The organism is Corynebacterium camporealensis (assembly GCF_000980815.1).
Classification (GTDB): domain Bacteria; phylum Actinomycetota; class Actinomycetes; order Mycobacteriales; family Mycobacteriaceae; genus Corynebacterium; species Corynebacterium camporealense.
In genome coordinates this window covers 534,388-553,788 of record NZ_CP011311.1, presented here as the reverse complement: position 1 = coordinate 553,788, position 19,401 = coordinate 534,388, and the positions used below count along the sequence as shown (strand labels likewise).

At 55.8% G+C, this 19,401-nt stretch carries 13 protein-coding genes and 1 pseudogene; 10 read left to right on the top strand and 4 right to left on the bottom strand.

The annotated features are described in order from the left end of the window. From UL81_RS02710 to UL81_RS02700, 3 genes are read right to left on the bottom strand one after another with little or no spacing between them, the layout of a single operon-like run. The gene (locus UL81_RS02710) at positions 1–768 is read right to left on the bottom strand and encodes an enoyl-CoA hydratase/isomerase family protein (RefSeq protein ID WP_035106788.1); all 768 of its coding nucleotides are present in this window, start codon (positions 766–768) and stop codon (positions 1–3) included. Then, positions 768–1,640, bottom strand: a complete 873-nt coding sequence (locus UL81_RS02705) for a 3-hydroxyacyl-CoA dehydrogenase family protein (RefSeq protein ID WP_046453228.1) — start codon at positions 1,638–1,640, stop codon at positions 768–770. Before UL81_RS02705 ends, UL81_RS02710 begins: the two co-directional genes overlap by 1 nt. A 2-nt stretch (positions 1,641–1,642) precedes the next feature. Continuing rightward, positions 1,643–2,827, bottom strand: coding sequence for a thiolase family protein (locus tag UL81_RS02700; RefSeq protein ID WP_046453227.1), 1,185 nt, complete (start codon positions 2,825–2,827; stop codon positions 1,643–1,645). A gap of 130 nt (positions 2,828–2,957) precedes the next feature. Between UL81_RS02700 and UL81_RS02695 the strand changes: the two genes are divergently transcribed. After that, positions 2,958–4,862, top strand: coding sequence for a helix-turn-helix domain-containing protein (locus UL81_RS02695; protein WP_081961553.1), 1,905 nt, complete (start codon positions 2,958–2,960; stop codon positions 4,860–4,862). Between the two features lie 182 nt (positions 4,863–5,044). Here the strand turns inward: UL81_RS02695 and UL81_RS02690 are convergent, their stop codons facing one another. Then, positions 5,045–6,628 carry a helix-turn-helix domain-containing protein gene (locus UL81_RS02690; RefSeq protein ID WP_052737439.1) on the bottom strand — a complete coding sequence of 528 codons (1,584 nt, stop codon included), beginning with the start codon at positions 6,626–6,628 and terminating at the stop codon, positions 5,045–5,047. A gap of 122 nt (positions 6,629–6,750) precedes the next feature. Here UL81_RS02690 and gabT point away from each other — a divergent pair, with 122 nt between their 5' ends. The 9 genes and pseudogenes from gabT to UL81_RS02645 all read left to right on the top strand — a co-directional run bounded on the left by gabT (position 6,751) and on the right by UL81_RS02645 (position 19,363). Continuing rightward, positions 6,751–8,076 (top strand): 4-aminobutyrate--2-oxoglutarate transaminase, encoded by a 1,326-nt coding sequence (gene gabT, locus UL81_RS02685; RefSeq protein ID WP_035106783.1) that lies wholly within the window; start codon positions 6,751–6,753, stop codon positions 8,074–8,076. 60 nt (positions 8,077–8,136) lie between these two features. Next, a complete protein-coding gene (locus UL81_RS02680) occupies positions 8,137–9,597 on the top strand; it encodes a flavin-containing monooxygenase (RefSeq protein ID WP_035106781.1) in 1,461 nt (486 codons plus the stop codon). Continuing rightward, entirely contained in the window at positions 9,597–10,604 is a 1,008-nt protein-coding gene (locus UL81_RS02675; protein WP_236684495.1) for an alpha/beta hydrolase, read from the top strand. Before UL81_RS02680 ends, UL81_RS02675 begins: the two co-directional genes overlap by 1 nt. An 88-nt stretch (positions 10,605–10,692) precedes the next feature. Next, entirely contained in the window at positions 10,693–12,036 is a 1,344-nt protein-coding gene (locus tag UL81_RS02670; protein ID WP_236684494.1) for a YkvI family membrane protein, read from the top strand. A 75-nt stretch (positions 12,037–12,111) separates the two neighbouring features. Then, positions 12,112–13,887 (top strand): helix-turn-helix domain-containing protein, encoded by a 1,776-nt coding sequence (locus UL81_RS02665; protein ID WP_046453226.1) that lies wholly within the window; start codon positions 12,112–12,114, stop codon positions 13,885–13,887. Between the two features lie 167 nt (positions 13,888–14,054). Continuing rightward, positions 14,055–15,173, top strand: coding sequence for an alcohol dehydrogenase catalytic domain-containing protein (locus UL81_RS02660; protein ID WP_035106779.1), 1,119 nt, complete (start codon positions 14,055–14,057; stop codon positions 15,171–15,173). Positions 15,174–15,273: 100 nt separating this feature from the next. Then, a complete protein-coding gene (locus UL81_RS02655; RefSeq protein ID WP_046453225.1) occupies positions 15,274–16,776 on the top strand; it encodes a membrane protein in 1,503 nt (500 codons plus the stop codon). Between the two features lie 27 nt (positions 16,777–16,803). After that, positions 16,804–18,273, top strand: coding sequence for an NAD-dependent succinate-semialdehyde dehydrogenase (locus UL81_RS02650; RefSeq protein WP_035106777.1), 1,470 nt, complete (start codon positions 16,804–16,806; stop codon positions 18,271–18,273). A gap of 94 nt (positions 18,274–18,367) precedes the next feature. After that, positions 18,368–19,363 (top strand): annotated as a pseudogene (locus tag UL81_RS02645) (alpha/beta hydrolase). Positions 19,364–19,401: the final 38 nt, after the last annotated feature.

Below are 19,401 nucleotides of genomic sequence, written 5' to 3'. Positions count from 1 at the left end.
TCACGTTGCATCAGTTGCGGAGAAGGAAGGAGCTCGCCGAGACAAGAAAGCATCAATGCCTTCCGTGCGATCGTCACTGGCGAACGCCAACCCCTGATAAAGTTGCTCCTTCTGGTGTCCAGAAGGGTTGATTTGTTTTACTGCACTGCGCGCAAATCGGATCGCAGTTAAAGATTTGGCGCGAAGCGTATCCGCAATTTCGATAGCTGAATTGAGCGGGTCTTCGTCCAAACGGCATACAAGCCCCATTTCAAATGCTCGTTCTGCAGACAAACCTTCGCCGCTAAGAATCAAGTAGGTAGCCATCGATTCATTAAGAAGGCGGGAAAGTCTTTGCGTACCGCCGGCGCCCGGGATAATTCCAAGTCCTACTTCTGGAAATCGAAATTCCGCTGTAGGAGAAGCGACACGAAGATCACACGCCAAAGCCAACTCGAATCCACCCCCAAACGCTATGCCGTTTACTGCGGCAATGCTGGGCTTGCGATAGTTGTCAATACGGTCGAACAAACCCGCCATTGGGTATCGCTCCCTGACCTCTTGGTGGCTCAAAGAAGCTAACTCTTGTAGATCTGCTCCCGCAGCGAAAGCTCTTGTCCCAGCACCGATAAAGATCACTACGTCGATCTCATCGTCATATTCCCACTCATCAAGTGCAGCAGAAATTCGATCCATCACCTCAACATTGAGGGCATTAAGCTGTCCCTCTCGTTCAATAGTGAGAATTCCAACGCCGTTTCTCTTTTCTGTAGTTACTTGGCTTGGCATTACTTTCCTCCTTTCTTATATTCGTAGAAACCGCGCCCCGATTTCTTACCGAGATGGCCGGCTTCATACAGCTCCGACAAAGTCCGTGAAGGCCCATCCTTTGCATCACCGGTATCTTCTGCCTCCAACTTCTTGATCTTGTAATTGACATCAATGCCGGTGAGATCCAAGAGTTCAAACGGCCCCATCGGGTGATTTAACCCCTGCTTGACCGCTGTATCGATTGCTTCGACGGAAGCGACCCCTTGCTCCTTTAGGTAGATAGCTTCATCGAATATGGCGGACAGCACACGATTGGCAATGAAACCGAAGATTTCCTTTTCAATTAAGACTGGGGTCTTGCCGAGACTCCTAGCAAATTCAATCGCAGTCTCAACATGCTCAGTATCCGTATGCGGCCCTTGCACAACTTCGACCAGCGGCATAATCAATGCTGGATTAAAGAAATGAACATTCAAGAGGCGTGAAGGATTAGAAACGCTGTCCGCTAATTTCGATGACACAATGCTTGATGAGTTTGTTGCTAGCACTGTTCCTGCATCAACCAATGAGGACACCTGTCGGAAGAGCTCTCGTTTCGCGCCAAGGTCTTCGACAATTGCTTCGATTACAAGGTCAGCCTGCGCACATGCCTCTGAAAGGTCGTTGTAGAAAGTGAGGTTTGAGAATGCTTCCTTGACCACTTGCTCTTCATACCGCCCCTTCTCCACGAATCGATTAGTTAAGGACTCAAGGCGGCTAGAGGTTGCACTCAGTTGGTCCACGTTAATGTCGTAAAGTGCAACGGTATAACCATTTAGGGCTGCCGCCATCGCAATTTGGCCGCCCATTTCTCCTGCGCCGCAGACCGTAACGTTTGTTAGTTTCTGCATTTCTATTCTCCTTTGACTTTGATCTCGGTTGCGATTCCTTGCCCGCCACCAATGCAGGCACTTACGATTGCGCTGCCACCTCCTCTTGAACGGAGCTCACTTATTACCTTTTGAACTAAGATGCAGCCGGTAGCAGCTATCGGATGTCCATGCGCAATAGCCCCACCATTTGGATTCACTTTTTCTACATCGAGCCCTAGCTCTTTGATGCAAGCGAGCGTTTGAACAGCGAAGGCCTCATTGATTTCAATGAAGTCGTAGCTATCAATGCTCCGACCAGTTCTGCTCAGAAGTTCTTTAATAGCGGGCACTGGCCCCAACCCCATGGTGTTGGGATCCACACCTGAGACCACCGTCCGACCGACCTCAGCGAGTACAGGCAAGTCCCGCTCCTTCGCTAAGGATGAGCCGGTCACTACCACGGCCGCAGCACCATCATTAAGACCTGAAGCATTGCCAGCCGTCACTGTCCCTTGCACGTCAAATGCAGGACGCAGTTTGGAGAGCTTCTCAATACTCGTGTCCGGTCGCGGGTGCTCGTCCTCGGTAAACTCTTCACCATGAGGCAATTCCATAGCGATGACGAAATCTTCGTATTTCCCTAGCTCTTTCGCTCTTTGATAACGCTCCTGACTCCGAAGTGCGTACTCATCCTGCTCACCTCGGCTAATTGAGAACATTCTCGCTACATTTTCAGCAGTTTGCCCCATAGTCGGGTCACCAACTGCCTCGGTAGAAAGCTCTCTACGCAAAGGCTTTACCGATGTGAAGTCGAAGCTTCGACGTGGTGGTGCAAGCTGTAGAGGTTCATGCGTCATACTCTCCATCCCACCTGCTACGTAAATGCCATCCTGGGTTTGAGAGAGGCTTGCAGCAAGGGTTACAGCGTTAATTCCAGAACCACACTGACGATCAATAGTCAGCGCGGGAACATTAGTGCCATACCCTGCTTTTAAGGCCGCCACCCTCGCAGGGTTCCCATAATGCGAAAGAGTATTTCCCAGAATTACATCGCTGATGTCATCACTGCCGCTCGGTAAGGCCTCACCGAGTTTCTTAAGGACTTCGGCTCCAAGCCCTACACCGTCAAGTGATGCCAACGCCCCTTTCTTCCTGCCAATAGGGAGTCGCGCAGCCGCAGTTATGACGGGTTTGTTTTCACTGCGCTTTGCAGACTGAAGACCCATACCAATCCTTTCTGTGAAGTTTCGTTAAGAGTGATGTCAATCACTTAGCGAACAGTATTGCATCCCACGCCACAGCGGACTAGTGTTTTAAATTACAATTTCGCCGACGAAAATTACTATTTGCACACCCATGAACCAACAAGCACCGAACCAAGAGATAAATCTGCACCTGCAATCCGCGCTTCGGCTACCGTCCGCCCGTTTCCGCCAATCCATCGAACACCTGAAGACGGATTCCGAGTCCGCACCTTTACGCCGTTCTCTCATTACGGTGAACAATTTGGCATCAGAAAATAGAACCCTCAGACGGTTAGTAAATGAGCTGCAGGAGGTGGCTTACGAAGTCAGCCTAGAAGCTTCAACCGATCTAGCTTTGCCGCGAATACTTGGTCTCACACGACAGTTGCTAGGTGTGGACGCAGCCTACCTAGTGGAAGTACAGTCGGGTGAAGAAGCCGTTTCTTCCATTTTGATGTCAGACGGCATTTGGACACAGGAATTTCAAGAAGCTACTTCCAGCAACTCGGGCCTCGCCAATAGAATCTTCGAATTGGATAGCCCTCTGCAAGTAGCAAATTATCTAATGGACGACACGTTCATACGCAGTGAAAACCTTGATAAGGTAGTGAAACGAGAAGGATTTCGCGCTTTTCTAGGGGTCCCTTTTGACACTTCGGATGATTTTGGATACATCCTTTTTATCGCTGACCGCCATGAGCGCGTGTACCCCTCGTCAGATATCTATGTTCTAGAGAAAATCGCCTGGTACAGTTCCGCCATTCTGCGACTTTGCGACAGAGAAAGCAATCATTCTAATAAAATTTCCAGGTTAAAGTCAGACCTCACTACCAGAGAAAAAACCATCGAGAGGTTAGAAGTTAACGCGTCTGAGCTCAACAAATTGTTCGAGCTAGCTAACAGACCCGATCCAATACAAGAGATTTTGACCTACATCGAAGCGCGGTTTTCCTCGTCGATTAATCTCATAGATCTCACTAGTTATTCGAAAGCTTCGAACCCTACGTTAAGCAAAAAGTTGTACAGTGAGTTAAAAGACTGGCTCCAATCTGTGGACGCGGCGGGAAAATTTAGGACGTTCAGCTTCGATGGGATGGCCTTTCAATCATGGGCGCTATTTAATGGGGCCAGCCCTTGGGGAGCCCTTGTAATGGAGTCCCATGGTGCTGACTCCTTCCAGCCACTTTTAGTTCAAAAGGCAGCACGGCTACTAAGCTTTCCCGGTATCTTATCGCCCAAGCGGACTGATGAATCGCTTTCATGGGATAGCGAGGCTCTATTTCATCTTCTCCGATTTGGCTACTCGTCTCTTCCCGAGGCACTCAAACAGCGACTTCAATCCATATCTATTAGCCCTGGTCGATCTTGCAAGATTATTGCCCTTCGGTGTGACTGGCATTCTTGGGGAGAAATCCATCAATCAATTTACGATCTACTTCCGTCGGGTGTTATCTATTACAAGTCATCCAATATGGTTTACTTTTTCGCCACAGCTCAGCGCATAGATCGTGTTGTATCTCTACTAAACGACATATTTACCTTTAAGGAGAAAGGGCTTTTAGGCTTCGTCTCAGATCAGTTTGATTGTTCTCAAGATCTCGAGAACATAACTTATTCTTGCCACCGTTATCTAAACGCTGTCACTCATCTACAAGTGTCCACCAAAAATGTAGTGTTCTCAAAACAGAATTTGCCTTTTTGGCTATTGGCCCTGGGCAATATCTCAAGAGAAGATCAGATCGCCTTAATCAACGAGACTCTTGGCCCCATTTTGGAACATGACAAAATGCATGGATCTGATCTCTTCACTACCTTGAAATTGACGGCTTCCTACGAGTTTTCAGCATCAAAGGTAGCTCGAGAGCTAAATCTGCATGTCAACACTATTCGGCAACGTCTACGAAAAATCGATGAAGTTTTAGGCGACGACTGGAGAACAGGGCATGGTCTTCTGAATTTGCATTTCGCTCTTGTTTCAAAAATTACTTCCGAAGAGCCACTACTCGCCTTAGACTGATTCAGCGTACGCCAATTCTCTGTACAGCCACTTAAACTAGTTGCAAACTATTCACCATACGTCTGTCGCGCCTAAGATGACGCTTTTAGAAGAAGTACAGCACTTCAAAATGGTTTACTCAGACCTCACTCCGACCGCCTGCCTCCAAAAATTTGAATCGCTACCGTAAATAGTTTTCTGCTTTAGCTTTTCGTTGAGCGTTGCCGGTCAATAGCCATTCCAAGCACAAGCAGTTCTGCTCTGACTGAAGGATCGCCGAGGTCGACCTCGAGGACTGATTCCAGGGTGGATACGCGTTTGCGTAGGGTGTGCCGGTGGACGCCGAGGATGTCGGCGGCATCGCCAAGATGCATGCCATGCTGGAGCAGGACTTCGAGTGTGCGGCGGAGGTAGGTGTCGTGGGATTCGTCGTAGGCGTGTAGTTTGCCCCAGGTTTCTTGGACGCGGCTGCGCAGGGCGGGGACGTCGGCGGCATCGTGTAGCCAGTTAAAGGCGCGGCTTTCCACGCCGACGATGGAGCCAGTCTTCACGCGGAATGCGATTCGCTCTAGTTCGCCGATGAGTGATTGGGAAAGTTCCGCCCACTCGACGGGGCCTCCGACGACGATGCGCTGGCGATGCCTTAAGTCGCTGAGTAGTTCTTTCAGTTCCTTCATTGAACGGCCGCCGCGGAAGAGTACTAACTGTGTGCAGTCGTCGAGGTTGAGGCTGAAAAACATGCGGCCGGCTTGTTCGAGGCGCATATCGAGTTTCTGGTGGAAACGGTCACGGGCTTGGACGTCGTCGGACTTCACGAGGGCGGGACGAATTTTGCCGGTGGCATCGCTAGCAGAGGCGATGATGTCGCGGAAGGTATCGGTATCGCCGGTCCAGCCGAGCTGGATGCCCAGAGCCAAGGTGTTGAGTCCGTTTTGTTTAAAGCGCAGTTCTGATGGTCGCTGCACGAGTAGTTCGCACAATCCGGCGGCGTGTTTAAGCAGAGTTCGTCCGTAAAGATCGAGGCTTTTCTCCGTGGAGGCAATAAGCCCTTCGTGGTAGTCGCCGCGGGTTGTCACCGTCACGCTGAGGACGGTTCGTCCTTTGTCCGAAAAGGCGCTTCCGAAACCACGTTTCATGACTTCAGCGACGAGTTCGCGGTCTTCTTTAGTGATAGCTTCCGGCAGTGGGTCACGGGTAGGTGACACCACGGCAGCTTTAATGCGGCTGTCCGCGTCCGCGAGATAAATGCGGCAGTCCAAGGTCGTCGCGACTGAGCGCAGCAGTGGGCGCAGGCCTTTCGATGCGGCATCGCTAAGTTTGCCTAAGTCTTTGATGAACTCTTCCCGGCGCGCACCCCGGCGACGGGACTGTTCTTTGTAGGCAGCAGCCGAGATGGACACGAAGGGGATATGCAGGGGCACTTCAAAGAGGGTGAGCTCGTGTGCCTTGGCGGCGTCGATAAGTTCGCGGGGTGGTTTATCGAAGTACAGGCCGGTGCCGAATCCGATACCAGTGATGCCGCGCTTGGCGAGGCGACGAACATAGTCGGTAAAGCCCGCGGGATGATCTTTAAACGCGAGTCCGGTCAGGAGTACTACTCCCCCAGGGCCGATGAATTCGGTGGGGTCTTCGAGTTCACAGGGGTGCGCGACGTGAAATTCTTGGCCGGCTATGTGCAGTGGGCGCAGTTCTAAGTCGCGTTGCGCGAGCAGCCAGTCGATACTGAGCAACTGGATTTCATCTTCTACCAGCTGCTGAGCAGCCCCTACAGTCTTCCAGTCCTCCACCTATGCCACCTATATCCAAGCTGTACAAAAACGTCTCTGGAATTGTCCAGAATGTTAGTTCCGTAGCTTACACAGAATGGCCACAATTGACTCCATCACATAGCCAGCCCGAAAGGAGCGACATGCAAGATATCTCTCACCGCCTCCCCCAGGAGCGGAAGGTTAACTCTTCCATTCCCGGCCCGGAGAGCAAGAAGCTAGCGGAACGGGCTGAGAAGTCCCTGCCACGTGCGCTTGGCCCAGGTCTTCCGGCCTACATTGTCGAAGGCGACGGCGGCGTTCTGGTCGACGCCGACGGCAACTCGCTCATCGATTTCGCCTCCGGTATTGCAGTGACCTCCGTGGGCGCTTCCAACCCGCGCGTTGCTGAAGCTATTGGCGAGGCTGCCAAGCACCTGACCCACACCTGCTTCCTCAATGCTCCTTACGAGGGCTTTGTTGCGGTAGCAGAAAAGCTCAACGAGCTGACCCCGGGCGATCACGAGAAGAAGACTGTTCTGTTTTCCACCGGTGCAGAAGCAATCGAGAACGCTGTGAAGATTGCTCGTAACCACACCGGCAAGAACCGCGTGGTTGTCTTCGATTCCGCATTCCATGGTCGTACCAACCTGACCATGACCATGACTGCAAAGAACAAGCCTTACAAGGCTGGCTTCGGAACCCTGGCATCTGACATCTACCGCGTTCCGGGTTCCTACCCGCTGCGTGATGGTCTGTCAGGTGAGCAGGCTGCACAGCGCACCATCCGCGCCATCGAGCAGCAGGTCGGCGCTGACGATCTCGCAGCTGTGGTCATCGAGCCCATCCAGGGCGAGGGCGGCTTTGTCGTTCCGGCGGAAGGCTTCCTGCCGGCACTGCAGAAGTGGTGCAACGACAACGGCGTTGTCTTCGTCGTCGACGAAATTCAGGCTGGCGTGTGCCGTACCGGTAAGTGGTTCGCTTCCCACCATGAGGGCATCACCCCGGACCTCATCACCACTGCGAAGGGCCTTGGTGGCGGTATGCCAGTATCCGGTGTGACCGGCCGCGCCGAAATCATGGATTCTCCTGGCCCAGGCTCCTTGGGTGGCACCTACGCAGGTAACCCGGTGGCGTGTGCTTCCTCCCTGGCTGCTTTCGCCGAGATGGAGGACAAGGACCTCAACTCCCGCGCACAGGAAATCGAAGGCATCATCCGCGAAGAGCTCGAGCCGCTGCTCGAACTCGACACCGTAGCTGAGATCCGTGGCCGTGGCGCCATGATTGCACTCGAGCTCGTCAACGCTGATGGCACCCCGAACGCTGAGCTGACCGGCAAGGTGGCTGCTTCTTGTAAGCAGCAGGGCGTCGTTGTTCTTACCTGTGGCCTGGATGGCAACGTCATCCGCCTGCTGCCGCCGCTGGTGATCAACGAGTCCACGCTCCGCGAAGGCCTCTCCGTACTGGCTTCCGCTATCCGCGAGAACTAATCGCTCCCTATTTCCCACTATCCCTATTTGGCTCCCCACTATCCCTAATTGGAGGACACTATGACCGAAAAGCACATTTACGACGCAGTCATCCTCGGCGCTGGCTACGGCGGCCTGGGCATGGGCGCACAGCTGCGCCGCGATGGCCTGGACAACTTCGTCATCCTGGAAGCTGCCGATGAGGTCGGCGGCGTCTGGCGCGACAACACCTACCCGGGTGCTGCGTGTGATACCCAGGCACTCATCTACTGCTACTCCTACTTCCTGAACCTCGGCGTATCCCGCATGTTCGCCGGCCAGGACGAGATGCTGGCTTACCTCAAGGACATGGCAGAAGAGTTCGACCTCTACTCCAACACCAAGCTCAACCACCGCATCACCCATGCTGAGTGGATTGAAGATGACAAGCTCTGGGCGATTGAAACCGACCAGGGTGAGACCTTCTACGGCCGCGTCTTCGTCGGTGCATGGGGCCAGCTGTCCCGCCCGAAGTTCCCGAACTTCAAGGGCCGCGACAAGTTCCAGGGCGTGCAGTTCCACTCCGCAACCTGGGATCACTCCGTAGACCTGGCAGGCAAGAAGGTTGCCACCATCGGTAACGCTGCTTCCGCAGTCCAGCTGGTGCCAGAGGTAGCTAAGGTCGCTGAGCAGCTGACCGTGTTCCAGCGCTCCGCAAACTACATCCTGCCGCGTGACCAGATCATCTTCTCCGAGAAGGAGAAGGAAGAGTTCAAGTCCAACCCGGATTCCTACCGCAAGATCCGCGAGGAAATCCACGAGGTTCGTGAGGCTGGCTTCGAGCGCACCCGCCAGGGCACTGACGCTGCTGAAGAAGGCGTCGAGCAGGCTATGGCTCACCTGCGCAACCAGGTTGAGGATCCGGAGCTCATCGAAAAGCTCACCCCGGACTTCGCCTTCGGTTGTAAGCGTATTCTGCGCTCCGATGAGTTCTACCTGACCTTCAACCGTGACAACGTCACCCTGGAGACCGAAGGTATTGAGGAATTCACCGAGAAGGGTATCCGCACCAAGGATGGTGTCGAGCACGAGTTTGACGTCATCATCTTTGCTACCGGCTTCCACGCTCAGGAATTCCAGGGCAAGCTGCCAATCATCGGCCGTAACGGCCAGGACCTGCGCGAGCGCTGGGGTAATACCCCAGAGGCTTACCTGGGCATGGCTGTCGATGGCTTCCCGAACTTCTTCATGCTCTACGGCCCGAACACCAACCTGAACCACCACTCCGTGGTGGCCATGCTGGAAGAGCAGGACAAGTACATCCGCCAGGCTGTCGAGTACCTGCGCGACAACCCAGACACCGCTCTGGACGTCGACTCCGAGGTGCTGGAGAAGTTCAACGAGCACGTGCAGGAAGAGCTCGAAAACTCTGCCTTCAGCGCTGATTGCTCCTCCTGGTACAAGAACGAAGATGGCAAGGTTATTAACAACTGGTCCGGCAACGTTGCTGAGTACCAGGACCTGACCCGCGAGCTTGATTTGGCAGACTACGGAGTGAAGTAATGACTCAAAAGATGCACACCTTGAACGATGAGTACTCTGGCCGTCCAGTAACCGCAGACGCTTGGAAAGCACTTTCCGGGTTCCGCGAAGCTAGTGCCGTTGCCTTCCATAACTACGGTTATGACGAGGTACGCGAGCTGTACGTGAAATCCTGCACGGCCAATGGCCTGGAGGAAAGCGAGACGCTGCGCCACGTGGACTTCGACGTGAAAGATTTCCGAGTGCGTCTTTATGATCCGCGTCCGGAGTCGGATCGCAACGATGAGACTCCGGCCGTGCTCTTCATCCACGGTGGCGGCTGGTTGATGGGTAACTTGGAAACCCATCATTCGGCAGCTCGCCGAATCGCACTGGAGACTCGTTTCCCTGTCGTAGCGGTTGATTACCGGTTGGCCCCGGAGCACCTCTACCCGGCTGCGCACGATGATTGCCGTGACGCACTGCGTTGGCTGTCTGACAGCAACGCTGAGCATGGCTTGAACGTGAGCAACATCAGCTTGGTCGGCGATTCCGCCGGCGGTCAGCTGGTGGCCTTCTTGGCCAACGAGTTCACCGGTGACGATTCGGTAGCACCGATTAGCTCCCAGGTCCTCATCTACCCAGTCGTAGACCTGACCGAAGAGCGCCTGAGCAAGGGTGCGTCCTACCAGCGAGTCACCGAAGGTTTCCCGCTGGTAGCCGATACCATGCGCTGGTTTATCGACACCTACCTTCCAGAAGGCCAGGATCGCAGCACCGCAGACTTGAGCCCACTGCTGGCTGAACTGCCAGAGAACCTCCCGCCTGCGATTGTGTTGACCATGGACAACGACCCGCTTGCTGACGAAGGTGGCGAATACGCTGCCAAGCTGGCCCAGGCCGGTGTCGAGGTCATCTACAAGCACCTGCGCGGCTATCACCACGGTTTGTTTACCTCTGCCGGTGTGATGGCGCGTGGAGAAGCTGAATTGAGCAACATTTCTAAGTTCATCATCGAGCATGCCCGCTCGAGCGAAGAAGACCTCTAACCCCTCTTAACTGGACTTCGCCGCAGGTGCTGCGGTGAAGACCAGTTTTTTCATACCTATTCCCTTCTCATCCTAGAAAGACACCACAATGCTTAAACGTTCATTTGGTATCGCGATGGCCTTTATTGGCGTGCTCGCGGGTGCCAGCTTCGCGTCTGGTCGCGAAGCACTGCAGTACTTCGTGGCCTTCGGCAACATGGGCATCGTCGGTGCGGTTGTCACCGCCCTGGCCATGATGATTTCCGGTATCACGATTCTGCAGCTCGGCTCTTACCACCGCGCTAAAGAGCACACCACGGTCTTCGATGCCGTCTCTACCCCTATCGTGTCGAAGCTGCTGGATATCTCCACGCTTATCTGTTTGTTCTGTATTGGTTTCGCCATGTTCGCTGGTGCAGGTACCAACCTAAACCAGCAGTGGGGCTGGCCAGTCTGGATTGGTGCCGGCCTGATGCTGGTTCTCACCCTGCTTACTGGCCTGTTGGATGTGGATAAGGTCACCATCGCTATTGGTGCTATTACCCCGTTCATCATTGTCTTGCTGACCATCGGCACCCTGTACACCGTGTTCACCGCTTCCCCGGACTGGGCAACCCTGAACCAGCAGGCACAAGACATCCCAACCACGCTGCCCAACTGGTGGGTCTCTGCGATTAACAACGTCGGCCTCAACGTCATCGTGGTGGTATCCATGACCATCGTTATTGGCGGTAACTTCCTCGATACTCGTGAAGTTGGCCTGGGCGGCGTCATGGGCGGCCTGTGCTTCCTGTTCCTGCTGGCTGTACTGGTCGGCGGCCTGTACATCTCCATTGGTCCAGTTACCGAAGCAGAAATGCCAACCCTGGAGATGATCTCCCAGATTCATCCGAACTTAGGCGTGCTGATGGCGATTGCCATCTACGGCATGATCTACAACACCGCGATTGGTATGTTCTACGCCTTTGCCAAGCGCCTGACCCGTAAGAAGCCGGAGAACTTCTACAAGGTCTACGTCATCTCCGTGCTGATTGGCTTCGTTCTGTCCTTCATCGGCTTCAGCAACCTCGTTGACTGGGTCTACCCATTCCTGGGCTACATGGGTATCGCGATCATGTTCATCATCGCTTTTGCGTGGATCAAGAATCGCAAGAAGTTGGAGAGCGAGTCCGAGCTGCGTCGCCGTGCACGCGAGCTGCTGCGCAAGCGCTTCGAGGATAAGGATTCTCTGACCGAAGAGGAAACCCGCGAACTGGTTGCCATTGCACGCAACTCCTCGATTCCGGAGTCCTCCTTCATCACCGAAATCATGGCTGAGGTCGATACGGATGACCCCGACGCCCAAGTCCAGATCGGTAAGTTCCATGCGCTTATCACTGGTAAGCAGGCAACGACCCCGAAGGGATCCCGTGCCGCTAAGAACCGAGCCACACCAACTGGCTCTCAAGAGTAAGTGACCACTATGCAAGGACCATGAGGGGCTATATTGTCTCTGATGGTCCTTGTTTGATTTAGAAGGCGTGCTGATATGTCTTTGCTGAGATATGTCCTACGGCATCTCACCACTGGATCCCGGATTCCGGATGCGTTGCGCTCGCAGTTGAATGCTGAAGAGATTGCGGCTCTGCGGTCTTTGGAGGCTGCGATTACTTCTAATCAGAAGTGGCGCATCATGTCGATGCAGCTGTTGGAAGTTGCGCAGTTGCTCAATAAGGATAAGCCGGCGCAGCAGGTGTTTCGGGACATCGTTAAGCATGCGCGCACCTTGCTCGGCTCAGATATTGGCTACATCAGCCTGAATGACCCAGATAGTGGCAAGACCAATGTGTTGACGACCTCTGGTGTGGTGACTGAAGAATTCCGCACGATTCGCATGCCGATGGGTACTGGTGTCCTCGGCTTGGTGGCTGCGACTAATGAGCCGGCGTGGACGTATGACCATGCCCAAGACCCGCAGGTTACTCACGTGGATTACGTGGACCATGCCGTCCAGGCAGAGGGCATCCATGGCATTTTGGGTGCGCCGGTACAAATTAACGGTGAGACCATCGGTGCGCTGCTGGTGGGTGATAGGCATCCGCGCAACTACACCACCGAAGACATCACGGCGCTGACGATGCTGGGGGCGCTGACGTCCGTGGCGTTGGAAACCTCCCGGGTGATTGAGGCACAGCAGGAATCCGTGGCGGCGTTGACGGCGGCGCAGGAAGATCTGGAAAGCAACGTGGCGGACCTGCACCGGCTAAATCATGCGGGTACGGCGTTGTTGCAGGTGCTGTCGGCCAAGCCGACCTTTCAGAAGCTTGCCGATGTGCTGTCCACTGAGTTGGAATCGCCGGTGGCGTTGTGGAACTCCGCGCAGGAGCGTTTTATTGGCGCTGATTTTGAGGGCCGTGCGCTGGACACTGCCGGGTTGGATGTAGATAGCGTGGGTGCGACGCCGGTGGACTTTAATGGCCGTCACCTGGGCACTATCTACATTGAGCGCGATGCCAATGAGGTGGAATCCCGCGTGATTGACTACGCCTCGGCTGCATTTAGTGCCATTGCGCTTTTCGATGAAGCCTTAACCTCAGCCACCAGCCGCAAAGTCGACGATCTCGTCTACGCGGCTGCCATTGGCACTATCGGTGAGCAGGAAAAGGCGCGTTTGAAGCAGATGACGCGCATTGACCTCAACGAGCCCGATGATTTGTACTTCGTAGGCCTCTACATGCCTTCTGGGAATCTCTCGCGGACGAAGTTGGAAAAGCTGGTCCGCGGTGAAGTCGCGCTGACGAAGCACGATGAGCATTTCTGTGCACTCGTCCAGCCGCGTTCGTCGATTAAGGATGCGCTGCGCGACGTTCTAGATCCAGAAGAAACGGCCTACGCATCGGCAGTTGCGTTGTCCTCGACTACGTCGGCACAAGAAGCCCACGATATGACGATGGAGTACCTGCGCGCAGCGATGTCTTTAAAGGTGAGCAACCAGGTGGTCTCGGAAGAAACCTTGGGCGCACTGGGGTTGATTCTGGGGTCGGATTCGCGGGCTTTGGACTTGTTGACCACGCGTGCCGTCGGTGCGTTGTCGGCTTACGACGACGAGCACGATACCGACTTAGAAGAAACGCTCTACCAGTACTTTTTGTCCGGCCAGCGAGTCTCCGCGGCGGCGAAGGCGATGTATGTGCATACCAACACGGTGCGCCAGCGTTTAGAGCGCGCCACGCGGCTTCTGGGACCGGGCTGGGATACCGGTCAGCGCAGTTTGGATATCCAAATGGCGCTGAGGGTGCGGGCGTTGGGACGGGGGCATCGTTAAGCACTGCGTCTACATAGGACTGCACATACCGAAAGTAATATGGTGTGTTTTTCTACATATCAAAGCGGTGTGGGATATATGTGTGAAGAGTAATCTGAAACGCACTAAAGCACGAGGGTAATCTGCATCTCTCCCCGGGCTTTTCGTTGCGACAGATTGGAATGAATATGTCTGAGTCTCTCAAGATCCGCGGCGCAGTCCTGGAACGCGCAGCGGCACCCCGCCCCTACGCAGAATCTCAGCCGATCAGCATCAGCGAGCTCGACCTTTCCGCCCCTGGCGAGGGTGAGCTGCTGGTCAAGATGACCGCTGCTGGTCTCTGCCACTCTGACCTTTCCGTGGTCAACAACAACCGCCCGCGTCCGCTGCCGATGCTGCTTGGCCATGAGGCAGCAGGCATCGTCGAAAAGGTCGGCCCGGGTGTGACCCGCGTAAAGGAGGGCGACAATGTCGTGATGACCTTCCTGCCGCGTTGTGGTGAGTGCGATGGTTGTAAGACCAACGGCAAGATGCCCTGTGAGGTTGGCACCAAGTCCAACAACGAGGGTTCGCTGATTAGCGGTTCCCGCCACCTCACCCGTGAAGGCGAGACCATCCAGCACCACATTGGTGTCTCCGGCTTTGCTACCCACGCTGTGGTTTCTGAGCTTTCCGTCGTGCCGGTGGGCAAGGATGTTCCTGCCGATATCGCTGCTATCTTCGGCTGCGCGATTTTGACCGGTGGCGGTGCAATCATCAACGAGGTCAAGCCGGGTCCGGAAGACTCCGTTGCCGTTGTTGGCCTGGGTGGTGTCGGTATGTCCGCGATCATCACCGCCAAGGCTCTGGGCGTGAAGGAGATTGTGGGCATCGATATGCAGCAGGACAAGCTCGACAAGGCACTCGAGCTGGGCGCTACTTCCGTGATGACCTCCCCGGAGGCTGAGGAATCCGGCAAGCGATTCAACGCTGTGGTTGAGGCCGCCGGTCACCCGAAGGCCCTGGAGACCGCCTACAAGATCACCGGCCCGGGCGGCCTGACCGTCACCGTGGGGCTGCCTGCACCGGGTTCTATCACCGGTATTGACCCGCTCACGATGACCAGCGAGGCCCGCCGCGTCCACGGTAGCTACCTGGGTTCTTCCATCCCTACCGAAGACATCCCACGCTACGAGCAGCTGTGGCGCGAAGGAAAGCTCAATGCCGAAGGCCTGATTTCCTCCCACATCAAGCTCGAAGACATCAACGAAGCAATGGACAACCTCGAAGACGGCCTGGCCCTGCGCCAGATCATCGAATTCGACTAAGTCGCCCCTTTTCCCCTATCTCTCCTCTTTTTGCTTGACCCCGCATCGCCTCCCCTAGGTGGTGCGGGTTAACCGCATATTCCCAGAAAAGAGAAACCGTATGTCTCAAGATCTCGCTGATAACGAGGGCATCGGCAAAGAGTCACCGCACTGGAAGGCCGGTCCCTTCCAGATTCGACTGCCCTTCGTGCACTACCGCATTGAGTGGCCTGACTACGCACAAGGTCTGTTCATGTGCGTGGTCGACCTCGGTGCTATCCCGCTGATGACCCAGGCATTGGGCATGCCTTTCGAGGTCGCCCTGGCTGTCGTTATTCTCAACGGCCTGCTCTACCTGATTCACCACCTGCTGGGCGACCCGGTAGTTCCGGGCTGGATTACCCCGGCTATTCCGCTGCTGATTGTCTACGTCGAAAGCTTCGAGGAGGGCCCAGAAAGAGTCTGGGCGCTGATTAGTTTCCAGCTGATGTTAGGAATATTCTCCATCACGCTGGGTCTTACCGGACTGGCCTCCAAGGTCGTCCGGGTTATCCCCTCTGGCCTGCGCGCGGGCATCGTGCTTGGTGCTGGTATCGCCGCTATCTTCTCTGTGTTTGGCGACGAAGGCCACTTCCACAACTTCCCTGTCTCCATTGCCGTCGGCGCAGCAATCGCCTTCTTCTTGATGTACTCGAAGCTGTTTGCGAAGTTGCGCCAAAGCAACGCCGGCTGGCGCTTCATCGCCTCCCTGGGCATTCTGCCGGCCATCTTCGTGGCCATCTTCGTCGCCCCGCTGGCAGGCGAAGCACCGTGGCCGGATATCGAGATGGGCTTCTCCAACCCAGACTTTGTCACCTTGTGGAATGAGTACACCGTCTTCGGACTGGGCTTCCCACCGGCAATGATGTTCCTGACCGCCATCCCGACTGTGCTGGCGGCCTACATCGTGGTCTTCGGTGACGTCCTGCAGGCCAACGCCGTTCTGAAAGAAGCTGACCACGTGCGTACCGACGAGGCCGTGGTCTACTCCCCATCCCGCGCTCACCTGCTCTTCGGTGGCCGCAACATGCTGATGTCGATCATCGGCCCGGACATCGCAATGTGTGGTCCGCTGTGGGCTGCAATGCACGTCGTGATTGTCGAGCGCTACAAGCAGGGCAAGCGCGCCATGCGCTCCATCTTCGGTGGCGCTGGTTCTTTCCGCTGGGGCACCAACACCGGCCTGCTCCTCCTACCGATCATCACCTTCGTCGAACCGATTCTGAACGTCGGCCTAGCACTCACACTGATCATCCAAGGCTTCGTGTCAGTCCGCGTCGGCATCATGGAAGCAAAGAACCAAAAAGACCTCGGTATCGCTGGTGTGACCGCCGCCGTGCTGGCCGCCCAGGGCGCAACCTGGGGCTTCGCCGCGGGTCTCATCATGGTCGCTGTGGTCTACGGCCGCGACTTCTTCCGCGATGAACGCGACGGCACCATCCGTTCTTTCGACGAAATCGACCCGAACGAAGGCTTTGCCGATGCCACGGAAGACTTCACCAAGCTCGCTGAGCTCAACGAAGTCGATGAGCACGGCCGCCCCATCGACCCCAATGCCCCGAAACCCGATTCCAACGAGAAATAACTCTCGTATTCCCTGAAAGGAACCCTTATGACCGTCAGCATTTCTGAACTGCTCGAGAAGGTACCTACCAAGCTGCTTATTGGTGGCAAGTGGGTGGACTCGTCTTCTGATGAGACCTTCGATGTAGAAAACCCGGCGACTGGTGAAGTCATCGCTACGCTGGCTTCTGCTAACTCCGATGATGCCAAGGCTGCTCTGGATGCTGCCTGCGATGTCCAGGACGATTGGGCACAGACCTCCCCGCGCGACCGTGCGGAGCTGCTGCGCCGTGGCTTTGAGCTCGTACACGAGCGTGCCGAAGAATTCGCTGCCCTGATGACCCTGGAGATGGGCAAGCCACTGGCTGAGTCCCGTGGTGAGGTCACCTACGGTGCGGAGTACCTGCGCTGGTTTAGCGAGGAGACCGTACGCGATTACGGTCGCTCCCTAACCGCGCCGGAGGGTACTCTGCGCATGATTACCCGTCGTAAGCCGGTTGGTCCGTGCCTGCTGATTACCCCGTGGAACTTCCCACTGGCGATGGCTACCCGCAAGATTGCTCCGGCGATTGCTGCTGGTTGTGTCATGGTGGTCAAGCCAGCGAAGCTCACTCCGCTGACTACTCAGTACTTCGCACAGACCATGATTGATGCTGGCGTTCCAGCTGGTGTTATCAACGTGGTTGCTGGTTCTTCTGCCTCTGCGATTTCTGAGCCGCTCATGGCAGACTCCCGCCTGCGCAAGGTCTCCTTTACCGGCTCCACCCCAGTGGGCAAGACCCTGCTCAAGGCTGCTGCCGATAACGTGCTGCGTACCTCGATGGAACTGGGCGGCAACGCGCCGTTCATCGTCTTTGAAGATGCCGACATCGACCAGGCAGTCGAAGGTGCCATGGGTGCCAAGATGCGCAACATTGGTGAAGCCTGCACCGCAGCGAACCGCTTCATCGTCCACGAGTCTGTCGCCGAGGAGTTCGGCCGCAAGTTCGCCGAGAAGATTGCTGCGCTGAATGTCGGCAATGGCCTTGATGAGACTGTCACCTGCGGTCCGCTGGTTGAGCAGAAGGCACTCGATAACATCACCTCGCTTGTCGATGACGCCGTCGACAAGGGTGCCACCGTCCTCACCGGCGGCAAGGCCCTGGACAAGGATGGCTACTTCTACGCACCGACTGTGCTTTCCGATGTCCCCCGCAGCGCCCGTGTCGCCCAGGAAGAAATCTTCGGCCCAGTTGCACCGATTCTTACCTTTAAGGACGAGGCAGAAGCAATCCGCATCGCCAACGACACCGAATACGGCCTGGCTTCTTACGTCTTCACGGAGAACTCCGATCGCCTCTGGCGTCTGTCCGACGGCCTGGAGTTTGGCCTCATGGGCTTTAACGCCGGCGTTATCTCCAATGCCGCTGCACCGTTTGGTGGCGTGAAGCAGTCCGGTATGGGCTGCGAAGGTGGTGCCGAGGGCCTGGACGAGTACACCAGCGTGCAGTACCTCGCCCTGCGCGACCCCTACGCCTAAACCGCGAGCGCACTAGCGCAGTTCGAAGGCCCCAGGCGGGCATGGATGAAAATTTCCCTGCTCCCCTGGGGTCTTTTTATGTAACCTGAGTCACATGACAAATAAGCCATTTCACACTCAGCACGATGAATTTTCTGGTCGCCCAATTACGGAAGATGCCTGGCCAGTAGTCAAGGAATTCCGCGACGCCGGTTCGGTTCGCTTTGAAAGCCTGGAGGTGCCAGTCCTCCGCGACGTCTACGTTGCATCCGCACAAGCCACCGCACTGGAAGAAACCGCCCCTGTCGATACCACCGATCTGCGCGTCGATGAATTCGGTGTGCGCATCTATGAACCACGTCCGCACGAAGCCCGCACTGCGGAAACCCACGCCATCTTGTTCATTCACGGCGGCGGCTGGGTAATGGGTGATTTGGCCACCCATGATTCCCCGGCGCGTCGTCTAGCAATTGCCACCGGCTACCCCGTGGTGGCAGTCGACTACCGCCTCGCACCGGAGCACCCTTACCCCGCGGCGGTCGAGGATTGCCGCACCGCGCTGCGCTGGTTGTCCGACTAGTCCGCGGAGCATAATCTCCACGTCACCGGCGTCAGCGTCGTTGGTGACTCCGCGGGTGGACAGCTCTCTGCCATTCTCGCCAACGAGTTCACCGGTGATGATTCTGTCCTGCCTTTGCACGCCCAAGCACTCATCTACCCGGCAACTGACCTCACCCAGCAGCGCCTCGATACCGGCGCGTCCTATCAGCGTCTGCAGGAAGGTTTCCCGCTGGTCAAAAGCACGATGGATTACTTCACCACCAGCTACCTGGCCAACGATGAAGACCGCACCGCCAGCGACATCAGCCCGCTCTTCGCGGAGCTTCCGGAGAATCTCCCACCGGCTTATGTGCTCACCGTGGATAATGACCCACTTGCCGATGAAGGCATCGAGTACGCCGCCAAACTCTCCCACGCCGGTGTGGATGTGCGGCATCGTCATCTGCGCGGCAACCACCACGGCATCATCAACTCCCCCGGCGCGGTCAAAGCCGCCGAGGAAGAACTCAACCACATCGCCCGTTTCATCCTGGAGTATGCAGACGAATAGAAACGACCAAACACAACAGTTCAGCCCGGCGGCTCTAT